19 protein-coding genes and 1 pseudogene are annotated in these 25636 nt (G+C 69.7%); 8 read left to right on the top strand and 12 right to left on the bottom strand.

Annotated elements, in window-relative coordinates:
• Window positions 1–28: 28 nt before the first annotated feature.
• From BBH68_RS13245 to BBH68_RS13235, 3 genes are all read right to left on the bottom strand, one after another.
• Entirely contained in the window at window positions 29–1762 is a 1734-nt protein-coding gene (locus BBH68_RS13245) for a protein kinase family protein (protein ID WP_065961994.1), read from the bottom strand.
• 110 nt (window positions 1763–1872) lie between these two features.
• Window positions 1873–4269 carry a murein biosynthesis integral membrane protein MurJ gene (gene murJ, locus BBH68_RS13240; RefSeq protein WP_065961992.1) on the bottom strand — a complete coding sequence of 799 codons (2397 nt, stop codon included), beginning with the start codon at window positions 4267–4269 and terminating at the stop codon, window positions 1873–1875.
• Window positions 4270–4317: 48 nt separating this feature from the next.
• Entirely contained in the window at window positions 4318–6681 is a 2364-nt protein-coding gene (locus BBH68_RS13235; RefSeq protein ID WP_174589019.1) for a DUF6049 family protein, read from the bottom strand.
• Between the two features lie 180 nt (window positions 6682–6861).
• On the opposite strand from BBH68_RS13235, the gene BBH68_RS13230 reads away from it, so the two are divergent.
• A complete protein-coding gene (locus BBH68_RS13230) occupies window positions 6862–8352 on the top strand; it encodes a CCA tRNA nucleotidyltransferase (RefSeq protein WP_065961991.1) in 1491 nt (496 codons plus the stop codon).
• Between the two features lie 4 nt (window positions 8353–8356).
• Here BBH68_RS13230 and BBH68_RS13225 read toward each other — a convergent pair whose 3' ends face one another.
• The 3 genes from BBH68_RS13225 to BBH68_RS13215 all read right to left on the bottom strand — a co-directional run bounded on the left by BBH68_RS13225 (window position 8357) and on the right by BBH68_RS13215 (window position 11711).
• On the bottom strand, window positions 8357–9688 hold the full coding sequence (locus BBH68_RS13225; RefSeq protein WP_065961990.1) for an MFS transporter: 1332 nt from the start codon (window positions 9686–9688) through the stop codon (window positions 8357–8359).
• A 162-nt stretch (window positions 9689–9850) separates the two neighbouring features.
• Complete coding sequence (locus tag BBH68_RS13220) at window positions 9851–10933, bottom strand: inositol-3-phosphate synthase (RefSeq protein ID WP_065961988.1); 1083 nt, start codon at window positions 10931–10933, stop codon at window positions 9851–9853.
• A 49-nt stretch (window positions 10934–10982) separates the two neighbouring features.
• The gene (locus BBH68_RS13215; protein WP_065961985.1) at window positions 10983–11711 is read right to left on the bottom strand and encodes a PadR family transcriptional regulator; all 729 of its coding nucleotides are present in this window, start codon (window positions 11709–11711) and stop codon (window positions 10983–10985) included.
• Window positions 11712–12067: 356 nt separating this feature from the next.
• Between BBH68_RS13215 and BBH68_RS13210 the strand changes: the two genes are divergently transcribed.
• Both BBH68_RS13210 and BBH68_RS13205 read left to right on the top strand, forming a co-directional pair.
• Window positions 12068–14773, top strand: a complete 2706-nt coding sequence (locus BBH68_RS13210; RefSeq protein ID WP_065961984.1) for a transglycosylase domain-containing protein — start codon at window positions 12068–12070, stop codon at window positions 14771–14773.
• A gap of 220 nt (window positions 14774–14993) precedes the next feature.
• Window positions 14994–16481 carry a glycosyltransferase family 87 protein gene (locus BBH68_RS13205; RefSeq protein WP_065961982.1) on the top strand — a complete coding sequence of 496 codons (1488 nt, stop codon included), beginning with the start codon at window positions 14994–14996 and terminating at the stop codon, window positions 16479–16481.
• Window positions 16482–16574: 93 nt separating this feature from the next.
• On the opposite strand, the gene BBH68_RS13200 is transcribed toward BBH68_RS13205, so the two are convergent.
• The 3 genes from BBH68_RS13200 to BBH68_RS13190 all read right to left on the bottom strand — a co-directional run bounded on the left by BBH68_RS13200 (window position 16575) and on the right by BBH68_RS13190 (window position 19241).
• Complete coding sequence (locus tag BBH68_RS13200) at window positions 16575–17606, bottom strand: alanine racemase (RefSeq protein WP_065961981.1); 1032 nt, start codon at window positions 17604–17606, stop codon at window positions 16575–16577.
• A gap of 81 nt (window positions 17607–17687) precedes the next feature.
• The gene (locus tag BBH68_RS13195; RefSeq protein ID WP_065961980.1) at window positions 17688–18806 is read right to left on the bottom strand and encodes a lipid II:glycine glycyltransferase FemX; all 1119 of its coding nucleotides are present in this window, start codon (window positions 18804–18806) and stop codon (window positions 17688–17690) included.
• A gap of 117 nt (window positions 18807–18923) precedes the next feature.
• Window positions 18924–19241, bottom strand: coding sequence for a hypothetical protein (locus BBH68_RS13190; RefSeq protein ID WP_065961978.1), 318 nt, complete (start codon window positions 19239–19241; stop codon window positions 18924–18926).
• Between the two features lie 230 nt (window positions 19242–19471).
• Here BBH68_RS13190 and rpsF point away from each other — a divergent pair, with 230 nt between their 5' ends.
• From rpsF to rplI, 4 genes are all read left to right on the top strand, one after another.
• Window positions 19472–19762, top strand: coding sequence for a 30S ribosomal protein S6 (gene rpsF / locus BBH68_RS13185; RefSeq protein ID WP_030827724.1), 291 nt, complete (start codon window positions 19472–19474; stop codon window positions 19760–19762).
• A gap of 82 nt (window positions 19763–19844) precedes the next feature.
• Entirely contained in the window at window positions 19845–20420 is a 576-nt protein-coding gene (locus BBH68_RS13180; protein WP_065961976.1) for a single-stranded DNA-binding protein, read from the top strand.
• 84 nt (window positions 20421–20504) lie between these two features.
• Window positions 20505–20741, top strand: coding sequence for a 30S ribosomal protein S18 (rpsR, locus tag BBH68_RS13175; protein WP_003978893.1), 237 nt, complete (start codon window positions 20505–20507; stop codon window positions 20739–20741).
• An 18-nt stretch (window positions 20742–20759) separates the two neighbouring features.
• Entirely contained in the window at window positions 20760–21206 is a 447-nt protein-coding gene (gene rplI / locus BBH68_RS13170; RefSeq protein ID WP_065961975.1) for a 50S ribosomal protein L9, read from the top strand.
• Between the two features lie 96 nt (window positions 21207–21302).
• Here the strand turns inward: rplI and BBH68_RS13165 are convergent, their stop codons facing one another.
• Window positions 21303–22643, bottom strand: coding sequence for an MATE family efflux transporter (locus tag BBH68_RS13165; protein ID WP_065961972.1), 1341 nt, complete (start codon window positions 22641–22643; stop codon window positions 21303–21305).
• A gap of 476 nt (window positions 22644–23119) precedes the next feature.
• On the opposite strand from BBH68_RS13165, the gene dnaB reads away from it, so the two are divergent.
• Window positions 23120–24586, top strand: a complete 1467-nt coding sequence (gene dnaB, locus BBH68_RS13160; RefSeq protein ID WP_065962116.1) for a replicative DNA helicase — start codon at window positions 23120–23122, stop codon at window positions 24584–24586.
• Between the two features lie 53 nt (window positions 24587–24639).
• On the opposite strand, the gene BBH68_RS13155 is transcribed toward dnaB, so the two are convergent.
• Both BBH68_RS13155 and BBH68_RS13150 read right to left on the bottom strand, forming a co-directional pair.
• Complete coding sequence (locus BBH68_RS13155) at window positions 24640–25371, bottom strand: dienelactone hydrolase family protein (RefSeq protein WP_065961970.1); 732 nt, start codon at window positions 25369–25371, stop codon at window positions 24640–24642.
• Window positions 25372–25453: 82 nt separating this feature from the next.
• A pseudogene (locus BBH68_RS13150) lies at window positions 25454–25636 on the bottom strand (inositol phosphorylceramide synthase); the annotation flags it as partial.

Raw genomic sequence — 25636 nt, 5'->3', positions numbered from 1 at the left:
CCTGAAGCCCCCTCCCCACCCGGCCGGCTCAGCCGGTGAACTTCACGTTGGTGATCGCTTGCTTGTAGTGGTTGGCGTAGTTCGGCTCTGGAGGGGAGAAGGGAAGGGCGGTGAGCCAGACGAGGACGTAGCGGGTCTTGGCCTTGCTCTTGACCGTGAGATCGACGGACTTGCCCGTGGTCTTCTTCGAGCCGAGCTTCTCGAAGGAAGCGACCGGGTCGGACGCCGAGACGTACGGGGACAGTGAGTCCGTGGCGTACAGGGAGATCTCCGTGTACGAGCCTCCGTAGTGCAGCCCGATGGACGCACCGCTCAGCGTCTGCTTCGAGCCGAGGTCATAGATGATCCCGACGCCCTTCTTGACGCTGGGGGCGAACGCCGGGCCCTCGATGAAGCTGTTGGTGCGCCAGGACGTCGAGGGGTCTCCGTCATAGGTGAGTTTCACCTGGCCGGGCTTCTGCGCGCTGCCGTCGGGGGCGAACTCCCGGGCGTTGACGATCGTGATCGGCTTGCTGGCCGGCTTCGTGGGCTTGTCGTCGTCCCCCTTCTGCTGGGACCTGCTGGGCGGAGACTTCTTCTCCTCCTTCAGCAGAGTGTCCGCGAGCTGCCAGCTGCCGAGGCCGAGTGCCGCGATCAGCAGGGCGGAGACGGTCCACTTGAGGGCCTTGCCCGTGCGACTCTGCAGCGGAGGCGGCGGCACGGGTGCGGCCGGTCCGGGGGCGAGGGGCTGGCGGCCGCGGTGGGGCGGCTGACCGTAGGCGCCCTGCGTGTAGGTGGTGCGCTGGAAGACCTCGGGGGCCGTGAAGGCGGGCTCCGGCGGGCGGATCCGCGGCATGGCGGCGACGGCCTTGGCCAGCTCCTCGGGGGTGGTGCAGGGCTGGTCCTGCCGGGAGGCGGTGGCGCCGTCGTTGACGAGCGCGCGCATCGCCAGCTCGGACAGGCCGCGGTGGACCCCCGCGCGGACCTGGTCGGGCGCGATCAGGCCGACGCCCTTGGGCAGCCCGGACAGGCCGTAGGCGTCCGTCTCGTACGGCCAGCGCTGGGTCAGGGCCGCGTACAGCAGAGCGCCGATGGCTTCGGTGTCGGTGCGCTGGGGGTGGTCGGAGCTGATGCCGCGCAGCGCGGCCATGACGGCGAGCCCGCGGATGCGGTACTGGCCCGTCTCGGTGCGCAGGACGGAGCCGGGGTTGAGCCGCAGATGGGCCAGGCCCTCACGGTGGGCCGCGGCCATGGCCTGGGACACCTGGCTGACGAGCTGGTAGGCGTCATGCGGCTCGAGCGGCCCGGAGGCGAGGACGGCGGTGAGTTCGGTGGCGTCCGGAAGCCACTCGTGGACCACGTAGACGAGGTCGTTGTCCTCGACGGCGTCGAGGACTTGGACGAATCGGGGGTCGCCCAGCAGCGCCGCCGAACGGGCGGCGGCCAGTACCGGGCGGGCCCGCGGATGGTCGGCCGGCAGGACGTGGACTCCGACGGCTCGGCGGAGTTTCTCGTCCACGGCACGCCAACTGCTGAATCCGTCCAGACGGGTGACGCATTCCTCCAGGCGGTAGCGTCTGGCCAGCTTGTGGCCGCTGTGCAGCTCGGGGGCGCTTGTGTCGGCCGCGGCGCCCTTGATGTCGGTGCCCGCGGCCTTCGCTTCCGTATCGGCTTTCGTTTCGGTTCCCACCCCGTCGGACGTGGCCTTGCCCGCCTCGGCGGTCAGCGGTTCATTCCCGCTGTTGTCGGCCACGTCGACGGCAGCCGTGCTCCGTTCCGCCACCGTCGTTCCTGCCTCCCCATCCGTTGCGCCTACTCCGAGCCAAGACAATTGTGCCCACAGTCCGCCGCTATGCACGACACACGGTGGCAGACGAAGGTTGTGCTGGGCGATCAGCGACCGAGTCGTCCGCGGACCATACCGACCATGGCGGTCAGCTCCTCAACGCGCATCCGTTTCGCCGCAATGTAGAAGACCGCGACAAGAACGAGACCGCCACCCGCCAGAGCCGCTACGGAGCCGGTGATCCCCGAGCCGAGGGCCCCCGTGATGGCGTAGCCGGCTCCTCCGCCGACGAGGGCGGCGGGAATGCCGGCTCCCACCAGACGGGTGTACGTGCGCACGACGTGCCGTCCGTCCAGATCGCCGCCCAGTCGCTTGCGGAGGCGCTTCCAGGCCACGCCCACACCGATGGCGTAGGCCAGGCCGTAGGAGGCCGCCATGCCGGCCACGGCCCAGCGGGCGGGGAGGATCAGGTAGCAGAGCCCGGAGGCGGCGGCGTTGACGGCGGCGACGATCACCGTGTTGTAGAAGGGGGTGCGGGTGTCCTCGTAGGCGTAGAAGCCGCGCAGGACGACGTACTGCACCGAGAACGGGATGAGTCCGAGGCCGAACGCCATCAGGATGTAGCCCATGGACCGGGCCTGTTCGGCGCCGGAGGAGCCGAACAGCAGGGTGCACATGGGGATGCCGAGCGCGACGAACCCGAGGGCGAGCGGGACGATGGCGACGGCGGAGGTGCGCAGGCCCTGGGAGATGTCGTCGCGGACCGCGCCGGTGTCGCCGTCGTGGGCCGCGCGGGAGATCCGGGGCAGCAGGGCGGCCATGACGGAGACGGTGATGATCGCCTGCGGCATGCCCCAGATGAGCTGGGCGCTCTGGTAGCCGATGAGGCCCGTGCCGGGGAAGCCTTCGTCCTGGGCCTTGGCACCCGCCGCGGTGGCGAGCCGGGTGACCACGACGTTGCCCGCCTGGTTGGCGAGCACGAACAGGAAGGTCCACTTGGCGAGCTTGGCCGCTTTGCCGAGGCCGTGGCCGCGCCAGTCGAAGCGGGGCCGGAAGCGGAAGCCGGCCGCCCGTAGGTAGGGGAACATCGCCAGCGCCTGGACGGTGAGGCCCAGAAGGGTGCCGACACCGAGCAGCCGGACCCCTTCCGGCGTGATCCTGGTTTCGTCCATATGGGAAGAGCTGGAGGTGCCGAAGACCCAGATGAACAGGCCGAAGGTGGTGATGACGACGATGTTGTTGAGGACCGGGGTCCACATCATGGCGCCGAAGCTGCCCCGGGCGTTGAGGATCTGGCCGACCACGACGTGAATGCCCATGAAGAAGATGGTGGGCAGGCAGTAGCGGGCGAAGGTGACCGCGGCCTCGTTGGAGTAGGCGTTGCCCGCGATCGACGGCGACAGCATGCGGACCAGGGTGGGCGCCGCGAAGACGGACACCGCGACGAGGGCCCCGAGGACCACCATCACCAGCGTGAGCAGCCGGTTGGCGTAGGCGTCGCCGCCGTCCTCGTCCTCCTTCATGGAGCGCACCAGCTGCGGGACGAAGACGGAGTTGAGGCCGCCGCCCACGGTGAGGAAGTAGATCATCGCGGGCAGCTGGTAGGCGACGGCGTAGGTGTCGCCGAGGGTGGCCGCGCCGATGGCGGCGACGATCACCATCTGGCGGACGAAACCGGTGAGCCGGGAGACCAGCGTCCCGGCCGCCATCACCGCGCTGGACTTCAGCAGGTTCCCCGCGCGGCCTCCTGAGCGCTTCTTCTCGGGCGCGTCCGTCTCCGGCTCGGCCACCGCCTCGGCCGTCCCCAGGGGGGCGGCGGGCTGGGGAGGCACGGGCCCGGCCGGGCCGGCGGACGGCGCGGCCCCCTGTGGGGGCGCGGCGGGCGGATAGCCGGATGAGGGCTGCTGGGGGCGCTGGGGCTCGTAGGGCTGCTGGTCGCGGAAGAGGTGCGCGAAGGCGTCCGGCTGCTGCTCCTCGGCGGCGTAGCCGGCCTGCGGGCCGGTGCCCAGATACTGCGTGGCCTCCGGGTCGCCGCCGTACTGCTGGTGGGGGTGGTGCTCCGGCGCCGCCGCGGGATCGGCGGACCACAGCCGCGGGTCGTGTCCCTGCGGGGAGGCGGGCGGCTGCTGGTAGTGCTGCTCGTAGCCGCCGGCCTGGGGCGCGGGGTACTGGCGGTGCCGGTCGTACAGGGGATCCGTCAGCGGGTCGTGTCCGTAGGAGTCCTGCGTGGGGTACGAGCCCTGGGCAGGGTATGAGTCCTGTGTCGCGTAGGGGTAGGGCGTGAAGGAGCCGGTGACGTACGGATCCTGCATATAGGGGTCCTGCACGTGCGGGAGCCGGCTGTAGGAGATGTCGCGGGGGTCGCCCAGATACGGATCCTGCTGGTGCGGCTCTGGTCCGTAAGGGTTCTGGTGAGCGTGCGGGCCGCTCTGCGGCGGCGGTACCCGGCCGGCGGGGTCATTGCCCGCGCCATGGCCGCGATCACCGTCATACGGCGCGTTCATCGCTACCCCACCTCATCATCCGCTGCGGCCGGCCGGCCGCGCCATTGCTCAACGCTCCACTTTCTCACCCGAGCCGGATGGGTCAGCGCTTTGCGATCCGGTGTCCGGTGCCGGGTCACTCGGCTGCCCGGGCACCAGGGCGCGCGCACGCTCGCCCTCGTCGGGCTCGGCGTGCTCGCCCTCGGCCGCCTCTTCGTCCTGCTTCTCGCTGTTCCCCGCGCCGTCTTCACCACTCCTGGCGGCGGACCGCTTGCGCTGGAGGTAGATCCGGATCCCGGCGAGAACGAGCAGCAGCACCCCGCCCGCGATCACCAGGATGACCGTGGACGTGATTTCGGTGACATTCACCTTGAAGGACATCTCGGGGCCGTAGGCCTGGTCGTCCACGGTGTACAGCTGGGCGGTCACCCAGGCGCGTCCGTTGGCGTTGGCCGTGGTGCCGAACTTCACCGACTGGGTGTGCCCGCCCTGGACCGTGACCACCTGGGGGTCGCTGACCGCCAGACGGTTGCCCTGCTGGGACCGGAGGACCAGCCGCAACTCGACGGGTTGCAGAAGGTTGTTCTGCACGGTCACGGGGATCGTGGCGCTGCGCCCGGACAGGGTCACGTCCGTCTTCTTGACGAGTCGCACCTTCTCGGTGAGCCCCTGGAGGTACGCCTGGACGGAGTCACGGAAGCCGGCCGAGCCGCGCGGGTCGGTGCGCCACGAGGTGGACATCTCCCGCATGATCGCGGTGCCGAACGGGGTGACCACGCGTCCCTTGGCGGTGAGGATCACCTCGAACTTGTCGAGGGTGGACTGGGTCTGCTGGATCTTGCGGAATCCGTCGGTCGGCAGCTCCTGGCGACGCAGCGCGGCCGGGTACGAGCGGGCTCCCGGCACCCGCTGGGTGGCGCGCGGGTCGGGCTGGGCCTTGGCGGCCTCCCCCAGGCTGGCCGGCTGCGTCCAGCGGCCCGACAGGGCGCCCAGGGCCGCCGCCATGGCCTGCGCCTGGGTGGCGGTGGGCATCCGCTGCGGGGCCACGACGACGCTGCGCTGCTTGTCCGGCGCCTGGAGGGTCAGCATCTGGCTCTGGGCGAGGAACCTCTGGATGGCGAGGGTGGCGTTCTCCGCCCTCGTCATGTCGCCCGTGAAGGCGGTGGACAGCCGCGCGTCCGCGACCACCGCCGTGTTGCCCCCGCCGATCTGACGGGCGGCGGTGGGGGTGTACTGCAGGTCGCCGGTCTCGCGGAGGCTGTCGCTGCGGGCGATGATGTTGTGTGCGCCGGCGGAGGTGGCGACGTCCACGATCGAGGAGTCGATGGCGCCGTTCACCGGCCAGGCGAAGTCCGTGCGCGGCTTCACATGGAGGATGGTGTCCACGGTCGTGGAGGCCAGCGCCGTGGCGCTCTGGAGGTGGCTGAGGGCGCCCGTGACGTTCTTGCCGCGGTGTGCGAGCGAGGCGAGGTCGGGGTCGGCGAAGGGCAGGGCCACCACCTGGTGTCCCTGGACGGCCTGCTCCAGGTCGTTGAGCCACTGCATGGCCACGGCCTGGCCCCGGCCCTCCGTCGTGTCCTCGTCCGTCTGGCCCTGGACCTCGTACCGCTTGGTCATCGCCTCGACGGTGGCGAGCAGGTCGGGGTCGATCACCCAGGTGACGGGCAGGTTCTTGCCCAGGGCCACCAGCTGCTGCAGCCGCCCGCCCGGGGCGAGCTCCGCCGCGAGATCGTCGTTCTGGAAGATCGGCGTCTGCTGCTCATCGGCACCGGTCCGGGCGGTGAGGTGGGTGGTGGAGATGAGCGGCCACAGATAGGTGAGCTTGCTCTTCTTGGGGGCGGCGGTCTGCTGCCAGGGGAGGAAGGTCCGCTGGATGCCCATGACCTGCGGCCAGGGACGGCTCTTGGTCTGTCCGGTGAGTGAGACGCCGATCTGGTACACGCCGTTCGCGCCGAGGTGCAGCTCCTTCACCGGTATGGAGAGGGTGAAGTCACGGCTGATGCCGACGGGCAGCTTGCCGATCTTCTGCTCGTACTTCTCGGCGACCTCGGTGCCGTCGAGGGTGGGCGAGTAGCCCGTCCGTTTGGCGACCGTGTCGATGTCGTTGCGGCCGTTCATCGACTGGCCGACCCGGAGCCCCACGTAGGAGGTGTTGATCGTCGAGTCGCCGCGGTTGGTGACCGTGCCCCGGACGGTGAGTGTGTCGTCCTTCGAGGGGGTGGTGGGCGTGAGCGAATCGACGGAGACGTCGACGGTGCGCGAGCCGCTCGCCTTGGCCTGCGTGGGGGCGGGCTGAGCATGGGCGCCGGGAGCCGCCGGGATCTGCAGGACGCCCGCGAGGAGGGGCGCCGCGGTCAGCAGTGCCGCGGTGCGCCGCAGCCAGCGACGGGCGCGAGCGGAAGTTGTCCCCTTGAGCTCTGCCGGCTCGGCCACGCGCTCGCCCGTCCCTCGTCGTCAGTGGTCGTCAGTGGTCACCGCTGAATGCGTCCACGAAATGGTAACGATGCCCGCTGTGACGAAGTGCTGTGGAGGGCTCCACAAGATCGTCACCGGTTCGATGCGTCGGATCGCGGAGGAGGCCCCGGGGCGGGCGGACACGTACCCTGTTCTGTTGTGCCGAACGCCAACAATGACAGCCACCACCCGCAGTCGACCAACGAGCTCAGCCAGGTGCAGCGCCGCGCCGTGGGCGAGCTTCTGCGGGTGTCTCCCGTAGCCGACGATCTCGCCCGCCGCTTCGAAGCGGCCGGGTTCGGCCTTGCCCTGGTCGGCGGATCGGTACGGGACGCGCTGCTGGGCCGTCTCGGTAACGATCTGGACTTCACCACGGACGCGCGGCCGGACGATGTGCTCAAGATCGTCCGACCCTGGGCCGACGCGGTCTGGGAGGTCGGCATCGCCTTCGGCACGGTCGGCTGCCGCAAGGAGGGCCGGATCGGAGATGGGGCGAGTCAGAGCTTCCAGATCGAAATCACGACTTATCGGTCGGAGGCGTACGACCGTACGTCACGGAAGCCCGAGGTCTCCTACGGCGACTCCATCGACGAGGACCTGGTCCGTCGGGACTTCACCGTCAACGCCATGGCCGTCGCGCTGCCGCGCAAGGAATTCATCGATCCGCACCACGGCCTCGAGGACCTCGCCGCCCGAGTGCTGCGCACTCCCGGCACCCCTGAGGACTCCTTCTCCGACGATCCGCTGCGGATGATGCGCGCCGCGCGCTTCGCGGCCCAGCTCGACTTCGATGTGGCGCCCGACGTGATCGCCGCGATGAAGGCGATGGCGGGCCGGATCGAGATCGTCTCGGCCGAGCGGGTACGGGACGAGCTCAACAAGCTCATCCTGGGCGCCCGCCCCGTGAAGGGGCTCCGGCTCCTCGTCGACACCGGCCTCGCCGAGCATGTTCTGCCGGAGCTTCCGGCGCTGCGCCTGGAGCGTGATGAGCACCACCGGCACAAGGATGTGTACGAGCACACTCTGACCGTGCTGGAGCAGGCCATCGCCCTGGAACAGGACGGACCCGACCTGGTGCTGCGGCTGGCGGCGCTGCTGCATGACATCGGGAAGCCCAAGACGCGCCGGTTCGAGAAGGACGGTCGGGTCTCCTTCCACCACCATGAGGTGGTGGGCGCCAAGCTGACCAAGTCGCGGATGACCAAGCTCAAGTACTCCAATGAACTGGTCAAGGACGTCTCGCGCCTGGTCGAGCTGCATCTGCGCTTCCACGGCTACGGCACCGGCGAGTGGACGGACTCGGCGGTGCGGCGCTACGTACGGGATGCGGGCCCGCTGCTGGAGCGGCTGCACAAGCTGACCCGCTCGGACTGCACCACGCGGAACAAGAAGAAGGCCGGCGCTCTGTCGCGTGCGTACGACGGGCTGGAGGAGCGCATCGCCCGGCTGCAGGAGCAGGAGGAGCTGGACGCGATCCGGCCGGACCTGGACGGCAACGAGATCATGAAGATTCTCGGGATCGGGCCGGGCCCGAAGGTCGGCAAGGCGTACAAGCACCTCCTGGAACTGCGGCTCGAGCACGGCCCCATGGAGCGGGAGGCCGCCGTCGCGGCCCTCCATGAGTGGTGGGCGGCGCAGCCTCAGGACTGACGTCTCAGGTTTCACGTGAAACATCGGACCGAGCGGTCTCGCGCGGACCATGTTTCACGTGAAACAAGACGACGACGGCGGTCGCCGCGTAGAGCGCGGCCACCAGGATCACCAGGACGGCCGAGCGGCCATCGGGGGGCAGGGCCAGTGCCGCGACCGCGGCTCCCGCTACGAAGGCCACGTTGAAGAGCACGTCGTACAGGGAGAAGATCCGGCCGCGGAAGTCATCGGCGATCGAGGACTGCACCACGGTGTCGGTGGCGATCTTGGCGCCCTGGGTGACGAGGCCGAGAACGAAGGCGGCGGCGAGCATCGGAGCGGGCTCGAAGAACAGCCCCAGCCCCGGCACCAGCACGGTCGCGGCCGCCGTACACACCACGATCCAGCGGAGCCGGCCGTCCGGGTGGGTTGCGGGGCTCAGCCGGGCCACCGCCCCCGGGGTGACCACCGCCGCCGCGAAGAAGCCCGCGCCCGAGACGGCCACGGCGAGTCCGAGGAGCGCCAGACCCTCCGACTCGGTTCGGGCCCACGCATACCGGCAGAGCATCAACACCATCACCGTCAGCGCGCCGTAGCAGAAGCGCATCGATGTCATAGCCGCGAGAGCCACCGTGGGAGCCCGGCGCTCCCACAGATGACGCAGCCCCGCGGTCAGGCCGCGCACGGTGCTCAACACGGCCGCGCGAAGGTGGGGTTGGAGCGCCGAGGGCTCGGGCCCCAGCAGTCCGGGTGGCATCCTCAGCGCCGCGGTCGCGGCGCCGAGATAGAGCGCCGAACCCGTCAGGACCACGACGGCGTCGGACGAGGAGCCGTCCGGGACCGCGATGCGCAGGACGAGGGCCAGGGCGCCGCCGACGGTGGCCGCGAGCGTTCCCGCCGTCGGGGACAGGGAGTTGGCCATGACCAAGCGCTCCTGGGTGTCGACCACCCGCGGCAGCGAGGCGGAGAGGCCGGCCAGGACGAAGCGGTTGACGCCCGTCACCGACAGGGCGGAGACATAGAAGATCCAGTCGGGAACTTGCGCGAGGATCAGAACCGCGGTTCCCGCCGCCAGTCCGCAGCGCAGGGCGTTGCCGTGGAGCAGGACCTGGCGGCGGCGCCACCGGTCGAGCAGGACCCCGGCGAAGGGGCCCAGCAGGGAGTAGGGGAGCAGCAGGACCGCCATGGCGGAGGCGATCGCTGCGGCCGAGGTCTCCTTCTCCGGGGAGAAGACCACATGGGCGGCCAGCGCGACCTGGTAGACGCCGTCGGCCGACTGGGACAGCAGGCGAACGGCCAGGAGGCGGCGGAAGTCGCGCAGCTGGAGCAGTACGCGCAGATCACGCACAACGGGCATGGCGTCAGCCTCACACACGACACGGGCCTCCAGGGGGATTACCCCGGAGGCCCGTGATCAAGCCGTGCTCTGCGGCGCCCGGCGTAGCGCCGTGTCCAGCTAGCGCGCAGCGTTGTGTCTCGCTAAGCGTTGTGTCTCGCTAGCGCGCAGCGCTGTGTCTCGCTAGCGCTCGACTTCACCCCGGATGAACTTCTCCACGTTCACCCGCGCCTCGTCGTCGAAGTACTGGACCGGCGGCGACTTCATGAAGTACGAGGAGGCGGAGAGGATCGGGCCGCCGATGCCGCGGTCCTTGGCGATCTTCGCGGCGCGCAGCGCGTCGATGATGACGCCCGCCGAGTTCGGGGAGTCCCACACCTCGAGCTTGTACTCCAGGTTCAGCGGGACGTCACCGAACGCGCGGCCCTCCAGCCGGACGTAGGCCCACTTGCGGTCGTCCAGCCAGGCCACGAAGTCCGACGGGCCGATGTGGACGTTGTCCTCGCCCAGCTCACGGTCGGTGATCTGGGAGGTGACGGCCTGGGTCTTGGAGATCTTCTTGGACTCCAGGCGCTCACGCTCGAGCATGTTCTTGAAGTCCATGTTGCCGCCGACGTTCAGCTGCATGGTGCGGTCCAGGACCACACCGCGGTCCTCGAACAGCTTCGTCAGCACGCGGTGCGTGATCGTGGCACCGACCTGCGACTTGATGTCGTCACCGACGATCGGCACCCCGGCCTCGGTGAACTTGTCCGCCCACTCCTTGGTGCCGGCGATGAAGACCGGGAGCGCGTTGACGAAGGCGACCTTGGCGTCGATGGCGCACTGGGCGTAGAACTTGGCGGCGTCCTCGGAACCCACGGGGAGGTAGCAGACCAGGACGTCGACCTGCTTGTCCTTGAGGACCTGGACGACGTCGACCGGGGTCTCCTCGGACTCGTCGATCGTCTGGCGGTAGTACTTGCCCAGGCCGTCGAGGGTGTGGCCGCGCTGGACCGTGACGCCGGTCGAGGGCACGTCGCAGATCTTGATGGTGTTGTTCTCGCTGGCGCCGATCGCGTCGGCGAGGTCGAGGCCGACCTTCTTGGCGTCCACGTCGAACGCGGCCACGAACTCCACGTCCCGCACGTGGTAGTCGCCGAACTGCACGTGCATCAGACCCGGCACGCGGGTGCCGGGGTCGGCGTCCTTGTAGTACTCGACGCCCTGCACCAGCGAGGCGGCGCAGTTGCCCACGCCGACGATGGCTACGCGAACCGAACCCATTCCGGTTGCTCCCTGTGTGTACTCGACGAAGCCCTGCGGGTGCGGGGCTTCACTTGGCGGTGTCATCGGACGGATCCGGCCGGGAACCACCCCGGTGCCGGGGCAGGCCGTCCGTATCTCCTGACTGGTCCTGCGGTGGGGACTGGTCCCGCTCGGGGGACCGGCCCTGCTCCTGCTCCTGCGGCCGATCCTGGTCCGCGGGGCCGCCGCGCTGGTCGCGCCCGGCCCGCTCGCTCTCAATCAGCTCGTTGAGCCAGCGGACTTCACGTTCCACCGACTCCATGCCGTGCCGCTGCAGCTCGAGGGTGTAGTCGTCGAGCCGCTCACGGGTGCGGGCGAGAGAAGCGCGCATCTTCTCCAGGCGCTCCTCGAGGCGGCTGCGACGCCCCTCCAGCACCCGCATCCGCACATCCCGCGACGTCTGCCCGAAGAAGGCGAAGCGCACGCCGAAGTGCTCGTCCTCCCACGCGTCCGGGCCGGTGTGGGCGAGCAACTCCTCGAAGCGCTCCTTCCCTTCCGCCGTCAATCTGTAGACGATCTTCGCCCGGCGGCCGGCGAGCGTCGCCGCGAGAGCTTCCTCGGGGGCGCTGCCGGGTTCCTCGATCAGCCAGCCGTTGGCGACCAGCGTCTTGAGGCAGGGGTAGAGGCTGCCGTAGCTGAACGCACGGAACACCCCTAGCGAGGTGTTGAGGCGTTTCCGCAGCTCATAGCCGTGCATCGGGGACTCGCGGAGCAGGCCCAGGACGGCGAACTCAAGGATGCCCGAGCGTCTTCCCATACGCCGCCTCCCCTGTCTCCTGGGTCCTTATGCCGAGCTGATGTATCGGCTCGATACATCCAGACGATAGAACCGTGATCCTGATGGGACAAGGGGGGCCATGGTGAACGGCGTCACATCATCAATTCGCGGGACGCGAACTGACTGTTATGGAGTGAAGATCATGACTGGGCGGGTTTTGACCGTGCGTACTCTGTTCGCCATGCACAGCACTGGGAACCAAGCGAGGCCGTCAGGCGTCCTCGTCCTGGATGCAGTGCGCCCGGTACCCACCAGCGGCCCGCGCGCACATCGGGGGGACCGAAAGCCACCTGCCGCTTTCAGGCGATAGCGCCTGCCCGAGGAGTAGTCGTTCCATGAGCGAGCACCGTCGCAAGCCGCCACAGTCACAGGGCGGCGGACGAGCAGCGGCCCGGCGCGCCGCGCAGCAGTCTTCAGGACGCCGCGCGGCCCAGCCGCGAAGCACCACCGGGTCGGAATCCGCCCCGCACGGGGAGGAGCGTCCCTACGGCGGCCGGGCCGAAGCCCGGCGCGCCGCACAGCGCGGCGGCAGTCGCCGACGAGGCGCCGATCCCGACGCCGGGGGCGCGGGCCGCGGGGGCCACGGCGGCGGTCGGCGTGCCGCCGGCGGTGGCCGGGGGCGTGGCGGGGGCGGTGACGGCCGACCCAAAAAGAAGCGCTTCATCGACTACCCGCGCGCCGGCAAGGCCGGCTTCCGGCGTTGGGTCCCGTCCTGGAAGCTGGTGACCGGGACCTTCCTCTTCTTCTTCGCGATGCTCGTCGGCGCCGTGGGCATCGGGCTGTGGCTGGTGGAGGTGCCCACCGCGCAGGCCGCCTCCCAGGTCGAGAAGAACGTCTACTACTGGGCCGACGGCAAGCAGATGGTGGTCTCCGGCAAGGGTGAATACAACCGCCAGATCGTGCCGCTGAGCGAGATCCCCAAGGAAATGCAGAACGCGGTGATCTCCGCGGAGAACGCCAGCTTCTACGACGACCCGGGCGTCGACCCGATGGGTATCGCACGCGCCGTCGTGAACATGGCCAAGGGCGGGGCGACGCAGAGCGGTTCCACCATCACCCAGCAGTTCGTGAAGAACACCTACCTCGACCAGTCGCAGACGGTCACGCGCAAGGTCAAGGAGTTGTTCATCTCCATAAAGGTCGGCGCGACCAAGAGCAAGGGCGAGATCCTCGCCGGCTATCTGAACACCGCGTACTACGGGCGTGGCGCCTACGGCTGTCAGGCGGCGGCCCGCGCGTACTACGACAAGGACTGCAAGGACCTGGACGCGAGCCAGAGCGCCTTCCTCGCCGCGACCCTCAACGGCCCCAACCTCTACGACCCGGCAGGGGGCTACGGTGCCGCCGCCAGCAGGACGGCGAACACCAAGCGGGCGAAGCTGCGCTGGGCGTGGATCCTCAAGCGTGAGGCCGAGGTGGGGAGGATGTCCAAGGCCAAGAGCCAGCAGCAGATCGACAAGGGCTTCCCGGCGCCCCGGGAGCCGAAGATCGCGACGAACAAGGAAGGTCAGATCGGCTACCTCACCGATCTCGCCGACAACTACATCATCGCGCACACCAACATCACCAAGGCGATGCTGGACAGGGGTGGCTACCAGATCCGGACCACCTTCGACCGGGAGAAGATGAACCAGCTCGAGGCGGCCGTCAAGAAGGTGAGCAAGGAGAACATCAACCCGAAACTGCGGCCTAAGTATGACAAGTACGTGCAGTTCGGCGGCGCCTCGGTGGAACCCAGGACGGGCAAGATCGTCGCCATCTACGGCGGTAAGAACGCCCTGGAGCACTACCGGAACAACGCCGACTACACCGGTGTCCAGGTGGGCTCGACCTTCAAGCCCTTCGTGCTGGCCGCCGCCATGAGGGACGGTGTCCTCGACAAGACCGGTCCCCCCGACCAGCCCGCCTCGATGCGCACCCGCGTCTCCCCCAAGAGCGTCTACAACGGCGACAACAAACTGACGCTGCGGGACTACAAGGGGGCCGTCTGGCACGACAAGGACGGCAAGGAATGGCACCAGCGGAACGACGGTGACGAGAACCGGGGCAAGATCACCCTCCGTACCGCGATGCAGTTCTCGGTGAACACCCCGTACATCCAACTCGGCATGGACGTCGGCTTGGAAAAGGTGCAGCAGGCGGCGATCGACGCGGGCCTCAGCAAGGACCAGATGGCATCCATCACCCCGACGTTCTCTCTGGGCACCTCCGCGCCCAGTGCCATCCGGCTCGCCGGGGCTTACGCGACCTTCGCGGCCAGCGGCAAGCAGGCCGACCCCTACTCGGTCGAGACGGTGGAGCGGAAGGGCGAGACCAAATACGACCACAAGCACGACGCCAAGCTCAGGCAGGCGTTCGACGCGGCCGTGGCGGACAACGTCACCGACGTCCTGAAGAACGTGGTGGAGCACGGCACCGGAACCTCGGCGCAGATCGGCCGTCCCGCCGCGGGCAAGACCGGTACCACCGATGAGAACAAGTCGGCCTGGTTCTCCGGCTACACCCCGCAGCTGTCCACGGCGATCGGCATGTGGCGGGTCGACGACAAGGCCAAGAAGCAGGAGTTCCTCTCCATGCGCGGCGTCGGCACCGGTCGACCGAACGCGTCGATCCACGGAGCCTCGTTCCCGGCCGAGATCTGGGCCGACTACATGCGCGCGGCGATGAAGGACAAGGAGGTCAAGGACTTCCCGAAGCCCGGCCCCATCGGCAAGGAGATCTTCGGGGACGGCGCGAGCCCGACCACCCAGCCGCCTTCCACGCCGCCCTCGAAGACGCCTACCGAGACGCCGACCTCGGAGTCGCCTTCCGAGACGCCGACCTCGGAGACCCCGTCCACCACCCCGTCCTCGACGGACACCTGCGACCCGCTGGACATCAACTGCAACGACAACGGCGGGGGCAACGGCGGTAACGACGGCGGGGGCAACGGCAACGGAGGAGGCAACGGCAACGGGGGAGGCGGCCCAGGCGGCGGCACCAGTACGCCGACCACGGAGCAGCCGGCCGACGGCGGCGGCTGGTTCGGGGGCAACGGCTAGCCCGGGCTGCGGAGCCCGTCGGCGAGCGCCCCGCCCTCCCCCTCACGGCGGCCGCGCCGGAGCGTCACCCGCTCCGGCGCGGCCGCCGCCGTTCTCGGTGCTTGTGGGCCCCGCACGGCGCCTTTCCCGCCTCATGGGCCTCCCAGCCCCTCCGACGGCCGTCCGGGGCCCTGGGGCGGGCCTCACGGCCCCTGCCCCGCTCGTACGGCAGGATGGGGCCATGACGAGCGTGCGACGCAGCAACCGAGAGGCCGAGCCCGTACGGCCGACCGCCGAGGACGCGGTGGCCGCGGCCGGCAGCGAGCTGATCGGCGGGCCCGCCGGGCGCCGTGCGCTGCTCGGGACGAGCTGGTGGACACCGGTGCGGATCATCGCGCTCGTCGTCATCGGGATGTTCGCGCTGGGCATGGTGCAGAAGGTGCCCTGCTACAACGGCGGCTGGTTCTACGGCGCCACCGCCCAGTACACCCACGCCTGCTACTCGGACATCCCGCACCTGTACGCGGGCCGCGGATTCGCGGAGAACGTCGTTCCGTACTTCCACCGCATACCGGGCGCCGCGGACGGAATGGACTACCTGGAGTATCCGGTCCTCACCGGTCTGTTCATGGAGGTCGCCTCCCGGCTCACCCCGCACAGCGGGTCGGTCCAGCACCAGGAGCAGATCTACTGGATGGTCAACGCGGGCATGCTGATGGTCTGCGCCGTCGTCATCGCCGTCTGTGTCTCGCGTACGCACCGCCGCCGCCCCTGGGACGCCCTGCTCGTCGCCCTCGCCCCCGCCCTGGCCCTGACCGCGACCGTGAACTGGGATCTCTTCGCGGTCGCGCTCACGTCCGCCGGGATACTGATGTGGTCGCGCAGCCGCCCGCTGGCGGCCGGGGTCCTGCTGGGTCTCGCGACGGCAGCGAAGTTCTATCCGGTGCTGCTGCTCGGCGCGCTGCTGGTGCTGTGTCTGCGGGCCGGCCGGCTGCGCGCCTTCGGGACGGCGCTGGGCGGGGCGCTGGCGGCCTGGCTGGTGGTGAACGTGCCGGTCATGATCAGCAGCCGCGGGGGTCTCCACCTCCGCGAGGGCTGGCTCGCCTTCTACACCTTCAGCAGGGACCGGCCCGTCGACTTCGGCTCCCTGTGGCTGGTGGTCTCCCAGCGCAGCGGCGACCCCCTCGACAACGTCAACACGTACGCCACGCTGCTGATGCTGCTGGCCTGCGCCGGCATCGCCGCGCTCGTCCTGTGCGCGCCGCGGCGCCCCCGCCTGGCGCAGATCGCCTTCCTGCTCGTCGCCGCCTTCGTGGTCACCAACAAGGTGTACTCGCCGCAGTACGTGCTGTGGTTGATCCCGCTGGCGGCCCTGGCCCGGCCGCGGTGGCGCGACTTCCTGGTGTGGCAGGCGTGCGAGGTGATGTATTTCCTCGGCATCTGGATGTATCTCGCGTACACGGGCAGCGGTGACAAGCACCGCGGGCTGCCGCCGGAGGGGTACCAGCTGGCGGTGATCGTCCATGTGCTGGGGACGCTGTACCTGTGCGCGCTGGTCCTGCGGGACGTGCTGATGCCCGAGCGGGACGTGGTGCGCCGGGACGGCTCGGACGACCCGTCGGGCGGCGTGCTGGACCGGGCCCCCGACGCGTTCGTCCTGGGCGAGGCGCGGCGCGCGGCGGCGTACGAAGGGACGGCGCGGGTGGAGTGGGGCGTCAGACCCGAGTGAGCTTCCGCCGGCGCCCGATAACGGCGAAGGGCCCGAGGCCGCGACCACCGGATCCGGAAGGTCGCGGCCTCGGGCCCTTTCCGGCCCGGTGACTCAGCGGTCGACCAGCCGGTCGAACTGCGTCGTGGTGTGCCGCAGATGGGCCACCAGCTCGTCGCCCACCTGCGGGGGCGCGACGTCGCCCGGCACGAACAGGATGGACACCTGCATGTGCGGCGGCTCGGCGAACCAGCGCTGCTTGCCCGCCCAGACGAACGGCGACAGGTTGCGGTTGACGGTCGCGAGCCCGGCGCGGGCGACGCCCTTGGCGCGCGGCATCACACCGTGCAGGGCCTTGGGGGCCTCCAGGCCGACGCCGTGGGAGGTGCCGCCGGCCACGACCACCAGATGGCCGTCGGAGGCGGCCTTCTGCTGGCGGTAGCCGAAGCGGTCGCCCTTGGCGACCCGGGTGACATCGAGCACCGAGCCCCGGTACTGGGTCGCGTCGTGGTCCCCCAGCCACAGCCGGGTGCCGATGCGCGCGCGGAACCGGGTCTGCGGGAACTGCTGCTGCAGGCGGGCCAGCTCCTCGGACTTGAGGTGGCTGACGAACATCGTGTGCAGCGGCAGCCGGGCGGCGCGCAGCCGGTCCATCCAGGCGATGACCTCCTCGACCGCGTCCAGCCCGTCGGTGCGGTCCAGGGGGAGGTGGATGGCGAAGCCCTCCAGCCGGACGTTCTCTATCGCGGCGTGCAGCTTGGGGAGGTCCTCCTCGGCGACGCCGTGGCGCTTCATGCTGCTCATGACCTCGATGACCACGCGCGCGTTCACCAGGCCGTACACACCGTCGACCGACGACACCGAGCGGATCACCCGGTCCGGCAGCGGCACGGGTTCCTCGCCCCGGCGGAAGGGGGTGAGCACCAGCAGGTCACCGCTGAAGAAGTCCTTCATCCGGGCGGCCTCGTAGGTGGTCCCCACCGCCAGGATGTCGGCTCCGATGCGGGCGGCCTCCTCGGCCAGCCGCTCGTGGCCGAAGCCGTAGCCGTTGCCCTTGCAGACCGGGACTATGCCGGGGAACTGCTGAATCACCAACTGCTGGTGTGCCCGCCAGCGCGCGGTGTCGACATAGAGGGTGAGCGCCATTGGCCGGTCCCGGAACCTTTCTCGTTGCCGCGGTGTATTGAAGGTATGCAGCGTAGGTGGAGAGTCAAGAATTCGGGGAAGTCAGCGGCGGGACATGTAGATGTCCAGCGCCTTGTGCAGCAGCTTGTTGAGGGGGAAGTCCCACTCGCCGAGGTATTCGGCGGCCTGGCCGCCGGTGCCCACCTTGAACTGGATGAGGCCGAAGAGGTGGTCGTTCTCGTCCAGCGAGTCGCTGATGCCCCGCAGGTCGTAGACGGTCGCGCCGAGCGCGTAGGCGTCGCGCAGCATCCGCCACTGCATCGCGTTCGAGGGCCTGACCTCGCGCTTGTGGTTGGCGGAGGCGCCGTAGGAGTACCAGACGTGGCCGCCGACGATCAGCATGGTGGCGGCGGCGACGGCCTCGCCCTCGTGGATGGCGAAGTACAGCCGCATCCGGTTGGGGTCCTCGGTGTTGAGGGCCTGCCACATCCGCTGGAAGTAGCTGAGCGGGCGGGGCCGGAAGTGGTCGCGCTCCGCGGTGATCTCGTACAGCCGCTGCCACTCGGCCAGGTGCTCGTACTGGCCCTGGACGACCTCGACGCCGGCCTTCTCGGCCTTCTTGATGTTGCGCCGCCACAGCTGGTTGAAGCCCTTGTGGACGTCCTCCAGCGAGCGGTTCTCCAGGGGCACCTGGAAGACGTACCGCGGCTGGACGTCGCCGAAGCCGGCCCCGCCGTCCTCGCCCTGCTGCCAGCCCATGCGGCGCAGCCGGTCGGCGACCTCGAAGGCGCGTGGCTCGATGAAGGTCGCCTCGATGTCGCGCAGCCGCTTCACATCCGGGTTCTGGATGCCGGCCTTGATCGCGGCGGCGTCCCAGCGGCGGATGATGACCGGCGGGCCCATCTTCACGGAGAAGGCGCCCTGCTGCTTGAGGTGCGCGAGCATCGGGCGCAGCCAGTCCTCGAGGTGGGGCGAGTACCAGTTGATGACCGGGCCCTCGGGGAGGTACGCGAGATAGCGCTTGATCTTGGGGAGCTGCCGGTAGAGGACGAGGCCCACGCCGACCAGCTGGCCGGTCGCGTCGAACCAGCCGAGGCTCTCCGAGCGCCACTCCTTCTTGACGTCCGCCCATGCCGGGACCTGCATGTGGCTGGCCGCGGGCAGGCTCTGGATGTACGCCAGATGCTGCTCTCGGCTGATCGTCCTCAGGGTCAGGCTCATGCGGGGCGCTCCTCGGCAGGTTTGTCCCCATGGTCGGGGCTCCGGCTCTCGCGCCGAAGCCTACTGCGCCAAGGACATGCCCCGTTTGGGCCCGGGGGCAATGGGCCGGGCCGGAGTTCAGCCCAGGACGCCGCCGAACAGGCCGCCGTGCGCCATGCCGAGATAGAAGCCGACGCCGGCCGCGCCGAGCCCGATGATCAGCAGGAAGCGCTCACCGGTGGTCGCGGAGATCAGCTGTCCCCACAGGCCGGTGACGATGCCCACCAGGCCCGTCCACGAGCTGACCAGGTGCAGGCCGGGGAAATGGGCGGTGATGAAGGCGATGACGCCGATCAGCAGGGTCGCCGCGGCGAAGCGGTTCTCGACGGGATGCGCCTTGCCGTCGGTGTCGAGGAAGGAGAGGAGGCCGCGGTGCGGTCGTGCTGCCTGTGCCATGGGGTACCTCCGGGGAGAGCACATATGGCAAAGCGGCGAAACTGTAACGCCGCTCACACCCGATGTGTACAGATTGCGGCGAGAGACGCCCGGATTTCAACCCGGCGGCAGTCGGCGGGTAGTGTGTACCGTCCGCAGTGGTGTCTGCTCAGACACCGGTGCGGTACGCATCACGACCCTCCTGCCACGGATCGACCGTGGCCGCTGAGTCCAAAGGAGGTGGGTTCCACATGCGTCACTACGAGGTGATGGTCATCCTCGACCCCGATCTCGAGGAGCGCGCTGTCTCCCCGCTGATCGAGAACTTCCTTTCCGTCGTCCGCGAGGGCAACGGCAAGGTGGAGAAGGTCGACACCTGGGGCCGTCGTCGTCTCTCGTACGAGATCAAGAAGAAGCCCGAGGGCATCTACTCGGTCATCGACCTGCAGGCCGAGCCCGCGGTCGTCAAGGAGCTCGACCGCCAGCTGAACCTGAACGAGTCGGTCCTCCGGACCAAGGTCCTCCGTCCCGAGACCCACTGACCGCGTAAGCGCTCAGCGGTCATCGGGCCGAATCGCAACGAGTAGCAAGCAGCCCAGCAGTACCCGCCGAGAGGTTCCCCCAATGGCAGGCGAGACCGTCATCACGGTCGTCGGCAATCTCGTCGACGACCCCGAGCTGCGCTTCACCCCGTCCGGTGCGGCGGTCGCGAAGTTCCGTGTCGCGTCCACTCCCCGTACCTTCGACCGGCAGACCAACGAGTGGAAGGACGGCGAGAGCCTCTTCCTCACGTGCTCGGTGTGGCGGCAGGCCGCGGAGAACGTCGCCGAGTCGCTCCAGCGCGGCATGCGCGTCATCGTGCAGGGCCGGCTGAAGCAGCGGTCCTACGAGGACCGCGAGGGGGTCAAGCGCACGGTCTATGAGCTGGACGTCGACGAGGTCGGTGCCAGCCTGCGCAACGCCACGGCGAAGGTCACCAAGACCGCCGGCCGCGGCGGCCAGGGCGGATACGGCGGTGGCCAGGGCGGCGGTCAGGGTGGCGGCGGCTGGGGCGGCGGCCCCGGCGGCGGCCAGCAGGGCGGCGCTCCGGCCGACGACCCGTGGGCGAGCAGCGCCCCGGCCGGCGGTCAGGGCGGCGGCGGTGGCTGGGGCGGCGGCTCCGGCAACTCCGGCGGCTACTCGGACGAGCCGCCCTTCTAGCCGGATGCGCTGTTTCACGTGAAACAGCGCCCGGTCTGGTCAGGGCGACCAGCACAAACTTCTTGATCACACTGGAGAGAGACAATGGCGAAGCCGCCTGCTCGCAAGCCTAAGAAGAAGGTTTGCGTGTTCTGTAAGGAGAAGATCTCCTACGTCGACTACAAGGACACGAACCTGCTGCGGAAGTTCATTTCCGACCGCGGCAAGATCCGTGCCCGCCGGGTCACCGGCAACTGCACCCAGCACCAGCGTGACGTCGCCACGGCCGTGAAGAACAGCCGTGAGATGGCGCTGCTGCCCTACACCTCCACCGCGCGATAAGGGAAGGGTGACCGATTCATGAAGATCATCCTCACCCACGAGGTCTCCGGCCTCGGCACCGCCGGTGACGTCGTGGACGTCAAGGACGGTTACGCCCGTAACTACCTGGTTCCGCGTGGTCTGGCGATCCGCTGGACCAAGGGCGGCGAGAAGGACGTCGAGCAGATCCGCCGCGGTCGTCGCATCCGCGAGATCGCCACGATCGAGCAGGCCAACGAGGTCAAGGCGCAGCTCGAGGGCGTCAAGGTGCGGCTGAAGACCCGCGCCGGCGACGCCGGCCGTCTGTTCGGCTCCGTCACCCCGGCCGACATCGCCTCGGCGATCAAGGACGCGGGTGGCCCGGAGGTGGACAAGCGCCGCATCGAGGTGGCCGCCCCGATCAAGACCCTGGGCGCGCACCAGGTGTCGGTGCGTCTGCACGCCGAGGTTGCCGCCAAGGTGGGCGTCGAGGTCATCGCCGCCTGATCGCTGCCTTCGGCACGACACGTCGGCACGACCTGCACGACATGACTGAGGGCCGCGACCCACGCCGGGGTCGCGGCCCTCAGGTGTGTTCGGGGGTCAGGCGCGCACCGCGCCGGTGACGAGCCAGCGGCCCGAGCGGGCGCGCAGCCACAGGGTGGCCAGCCGGACCGTCATCATCAGCGCCATGGTCCACCACAGGGTCGTCAGCCCGCCGCCGAGCGAGGGGACCAGCATCGCGACCGGGGCGAAGACCGCGAGCGTGACGATCATCGCCCAGGCCAGATAGCCGCCGTCGCCCGCGCCCATCAGCACCCCGTCCAGGACGAAGACGACACCGGCCACCGGCTGGATGGCGGCCGTCACCAGCAGGGCGGGCAGCAGGGTGTCCCGTACCGCCGCGTCCGAGGTGAACAGAGGGATGAACAGCGGACGGGCCGCGACGACCAGCAGGCCGAGCACCACCCCGGAGGCGATGCCCCACTGGACCATGCGGCGACAGGCGGCGCGGGCCCCCTCGGCGTCGCCCGCGCCCAGATATCTCCCGATGATCGCCTGGCCCGCGATGGCGATCGCGTCCAGGGCGAAGGCCAGCAGGTTCCACAGGGACAGAACGATCTGGTGGCCGGCGATCTCGTCGTCGCCGAGGCGGGCCGCCACCGCGGTCGCGATCACCATGACGGTGCGCAGGGCCAGCGTGCGGACCAGCAGCGGCACCCCGGCGTGGGCGCAGGCCCGGATCCCGGCCGGGTCGGGGCGCAGCGTGGCGCCGTGGCGTCTGGCGCCTCGTACGACGACGGTGAGATAGACCGCGGCCATGGCGCACTGGGCGATGACCGTGCCCCAGGCGGAGCCCGCGATGCCGAGTCCGGCGCCGTAGACCAGGGCCGCGTTCAGCGCGGCGTTGGCGGCGAAGCCGCCGATGGCGACGTACAGCGGGGTCCGGGTGTCCTGGAGGCCGCGGAGTACGCCGGTGGCGGCGAGCACGATGAGCATCGCGGGGATGCCGAGCGAACTGATGCGCAGATATGTGACGGCGTGCGGGGCCGCGGTGTCCGAGGCGCCGAAGAGGTCGATGAGCCCGGGGGCGGCGGGCAGGGTGACGGCGATGACGGCGCCGCCGAGGAGGAGGGCGAGCCAGATGCCGTCCAGCCCCTGGCGGAGCGCCCCGGCCAGGTCGCCCGCGCCGACCCGGCGGGCCACGGCGGCCGTGGTGGCGTAGGCGAGGAAGACGAAGATGTTGACGGCGGTGGTGAGCAGTGCGGCGGCGACGCCGAGCCCGGCGAGCTGAGGGGTGCCGAGATGGCCGACGACGGCGCTGTCGGCCATGACGAAGAGGGGTTCCGCCACCAGTGCGCCGAAGGCGGGGAGGGCGAGCGCGACGATCTCGCGATCGTGTCGCCGGGCGGTGTTCCGCTCGGTCGCGGGGGCCAGAGTCATGGGGGCAATCTAATCTTCCACAGGTAAGAGACACAACTGGCTTGCATCCCTTACATGTGATGGTACGGGACGCTCTCCTCTGCGTCGTTTGTCGCGATCTTGATCCAGGTGCCGAAGTTTTTCTCCTGCACAGCCCCTGGATGAAGAAGCCGCAGGTCAGGGGCATAAGGCTGGGGTGATTGTGTGTTTGTCCACAGCACTGTCCCCCGCCCCGTGCACAGGATCGCGGGACTTCTCCACAGGTTGGCCTCCATCATCCACAAGCCCTGTGGATAACCAAGTTGGCTGAGGGGGGAGACGGGCCTACCGTGGTCCGGCGCCCGCCGCCCGTTCCGGCCTCGATTCCCCTCGAATCCGCCGCGTCGGAACCGGAAGTCGGGCGCCCTGTTTGTCATAGCCGTGGCGTAAGAAAGAGACGCGCGGCGAGGTCCGCACCGCGGACGGGAGGAGGTGGCGGGGTGAGCATGCCCGAGCCCATGGACGACCCCTGGGCGGACTCCGGCCCGGTCGACCGGTTCCCCTCCCCCCGGTTCCGCCGCGGCGAAGGCGGACGCGGCCGCGACGAGCAGCATGAGCGCGGGCGTGAGTCGGGGGCCTGGGAGGAGACCGGCGGAGCGGGCTTCGAGCGGGTGCCGCCCCAGGACCTGGATGCCGAGCAGTCGGTGCTGGGCGGCATGCTGCTGTCCAAGGACGCCATCGCCGACGTCGTCGAGGTCCTCAAGGGCAACGACTTCTACCGACCCGCCCATGAGACGGTCTACCAGGCCATCCTCGACCTGTACGCCAAGGGGGAGCCGGCCGATCCGATCACCGTCGCCGCCGAGCTCACCAAGCGCGGGGAGATCGCCCGCGTCGGCGGCGCCTCGTATCTCCACACCCTCGTCCAGTCGGTCCCCACCGCCGCCAACGCCGAGTACTACGCCGAGATCGTCCATGAGCGCGCGGTGCTGCGCCGCCTGGTCGAGGCCGGCACCCGCATCACCCAGATGGGATACGCGGCCGACGGCGATGTGGATGAGATCGTCAACAACGCCCAGGCGGAGATCTACGCCGTCACCGAGCAGCGCACCAGCGAGGACTATCTGCCGCTCGGCGACATCATGGAGGGCGCGCTCGACGAGATCGAGGCCATCGGCTCGCGCAGCGGCCAGATGTCCGGCGTGCCCACCGGCTTCACCGACCTGGACGCCCTGACCAACGGGCTGCACCCCGGCCAGATGATCGTCATCGCCGCCCGCCCCGCGATGGGCAAGTCCACCCTCGCCCTGGACTTCGCGCGGGCCTGCTCGATCAAGAACAACCTGCCCAGCGTCATCTTCTCGCTCGAGATGGGACGCAACGAGATCGCCATGCGACTGCTGTCCGCCGAGGCCCGGGTGGCGCTGCACCACATGCGGTCCGGGAGCATGACGGACGAGGACTGGACGCGGCTGGCCCGCCGGATGCCCGATGTCTCCGCCGCCCCCCTCTACATCGACGACTCCCCGAACCTGTCGATGATGGAGATCCGCGCCAAGTGCCGCCGCCTCAAGCAGCGCAACGATCTGCGGCTGGTGGTCATCGACTATCTGCAGCTGATGCAGTCCGGCGGCGCCCGGCGCCCCGAGAGCCGTCAGCAGGAGGTCTCGGACATGTCGCGAAACCTCAAGCTGCTGGCCAAGGAGCTGGAGCTCCCGGTCATCGCGCTCTCGCAGCTCAACCGTGGTCCCGAGCAGCGCACGGACAAGAAGCCCATGGTCTCCGACCTGCGTGAGAGTGGTTCCATCGAGCAGGACGCCGACATGGTCATCCTGCTGCACCGGGAGGACGCGTACGAGAAAGAGTCGCCGCGCGCGGGCGAGGCCGACCTGATCGTGGCCAAGCACCGTAACGGTCCGACGGCCACGATCACGGTCGCCTTCCAGGGGCACTACTCGCGCTTCGTGGACATGGCCCAGACCTGATCACGCCCCCGGCGGGTGCTCAGTCTCCGGGTCCTTCTCCCTCCGTCCCTCCGTCACTCCGTCACGGGCAGGCACTCGGCGAGCAGGCCGACGATGTCGCGCCAGGCCCGCTGCGCGTGGAGCGGGTGGTGGCCGACGCCGGGGACCGTGGGGTGGTCGACCGTCGGGTGGTGGAAGGCGTGCAGGGCCCCGCCGTAGACCACGAGGCGCCAGTCGACGCCCGCGGCCTGCATCTCGGCGGTGAAGGCGTCCCGTTGCGCGGGCGGCATGATCGGGTCCTCCGAGCCGACCCCGGCCCACACCGGGCAGCGAATGCGCTCGGCCTCGCCCGGTCGGCCCGTGGTCAGCGCGTTGACCGTGCCGATCGCCCGCAGGTCGACCCCGTCGCGCCCGAGTTCCAGCGCGATCGCTCCCCCGGTGCCGTAGCCGATGGCGGCGATCCGGTCGGGGTCGGTCCGCGGTTCGGCGCGCAGCACATCGAGTGCCGCGTGGCCGATGCCCCGCATCCGGTCGGGGTCGGCGAGCAGCGGCATGCAACGGGCCAGCATCTCCTCGGGGTCGCCCACATAGCGCCCGCCGTGCAGGTCGAAGGCCAGCGCTACGTATCCCAGCTCGGCGAGAGCATCGGCCCGGCGGCGCTCGACGCCGCTGAGCCCCATGCCCTCTGGCCCGAGCAGGACCGCGGGCCGGCGGTCGGTACCGGCGGGGAGCGCGAGGTGCCCGATCATCGTCAGGCCGTCGGCCGGGTATTCCACCGTGCGTGTGGTGACGGTCGTCGTCGTCATGAGACGGGACTGTAGTGATCACACCGGCCCGGCCAGGCCGGTCTTAGCCGTCAGCAGAGCGGCGCGGGTGGCGCCGCCTGATTCACACCAGCTCGGGTTGCGGTTCGGGCCGTGGCGCCGGCGCCGCCTTCGGCTCCCACAGCCTGGTGGTGCGCATGTAGACGTGGATGACCGAGGCCATCGCCAGGAGGAGCAGCGGTCCGAACAGCCACGGGTGGGTGGCCATCTTCATCGGCAGATAGCGGTAGGAGACCAGGAGCGAAGA

The sequence above is a fragment of the Streptomyces sparsogenes genome, assembly GCF_001704635.1.
GTDB lineage: Bacteria > Actinomycetota > Actinomycetes > Streptomycetales > Streptomycetaceae > Streptomyces > Streptomyces sparsogenes.
This window is presented reverse-complemented; position numbering and strand designations above follow the sequence as displayed.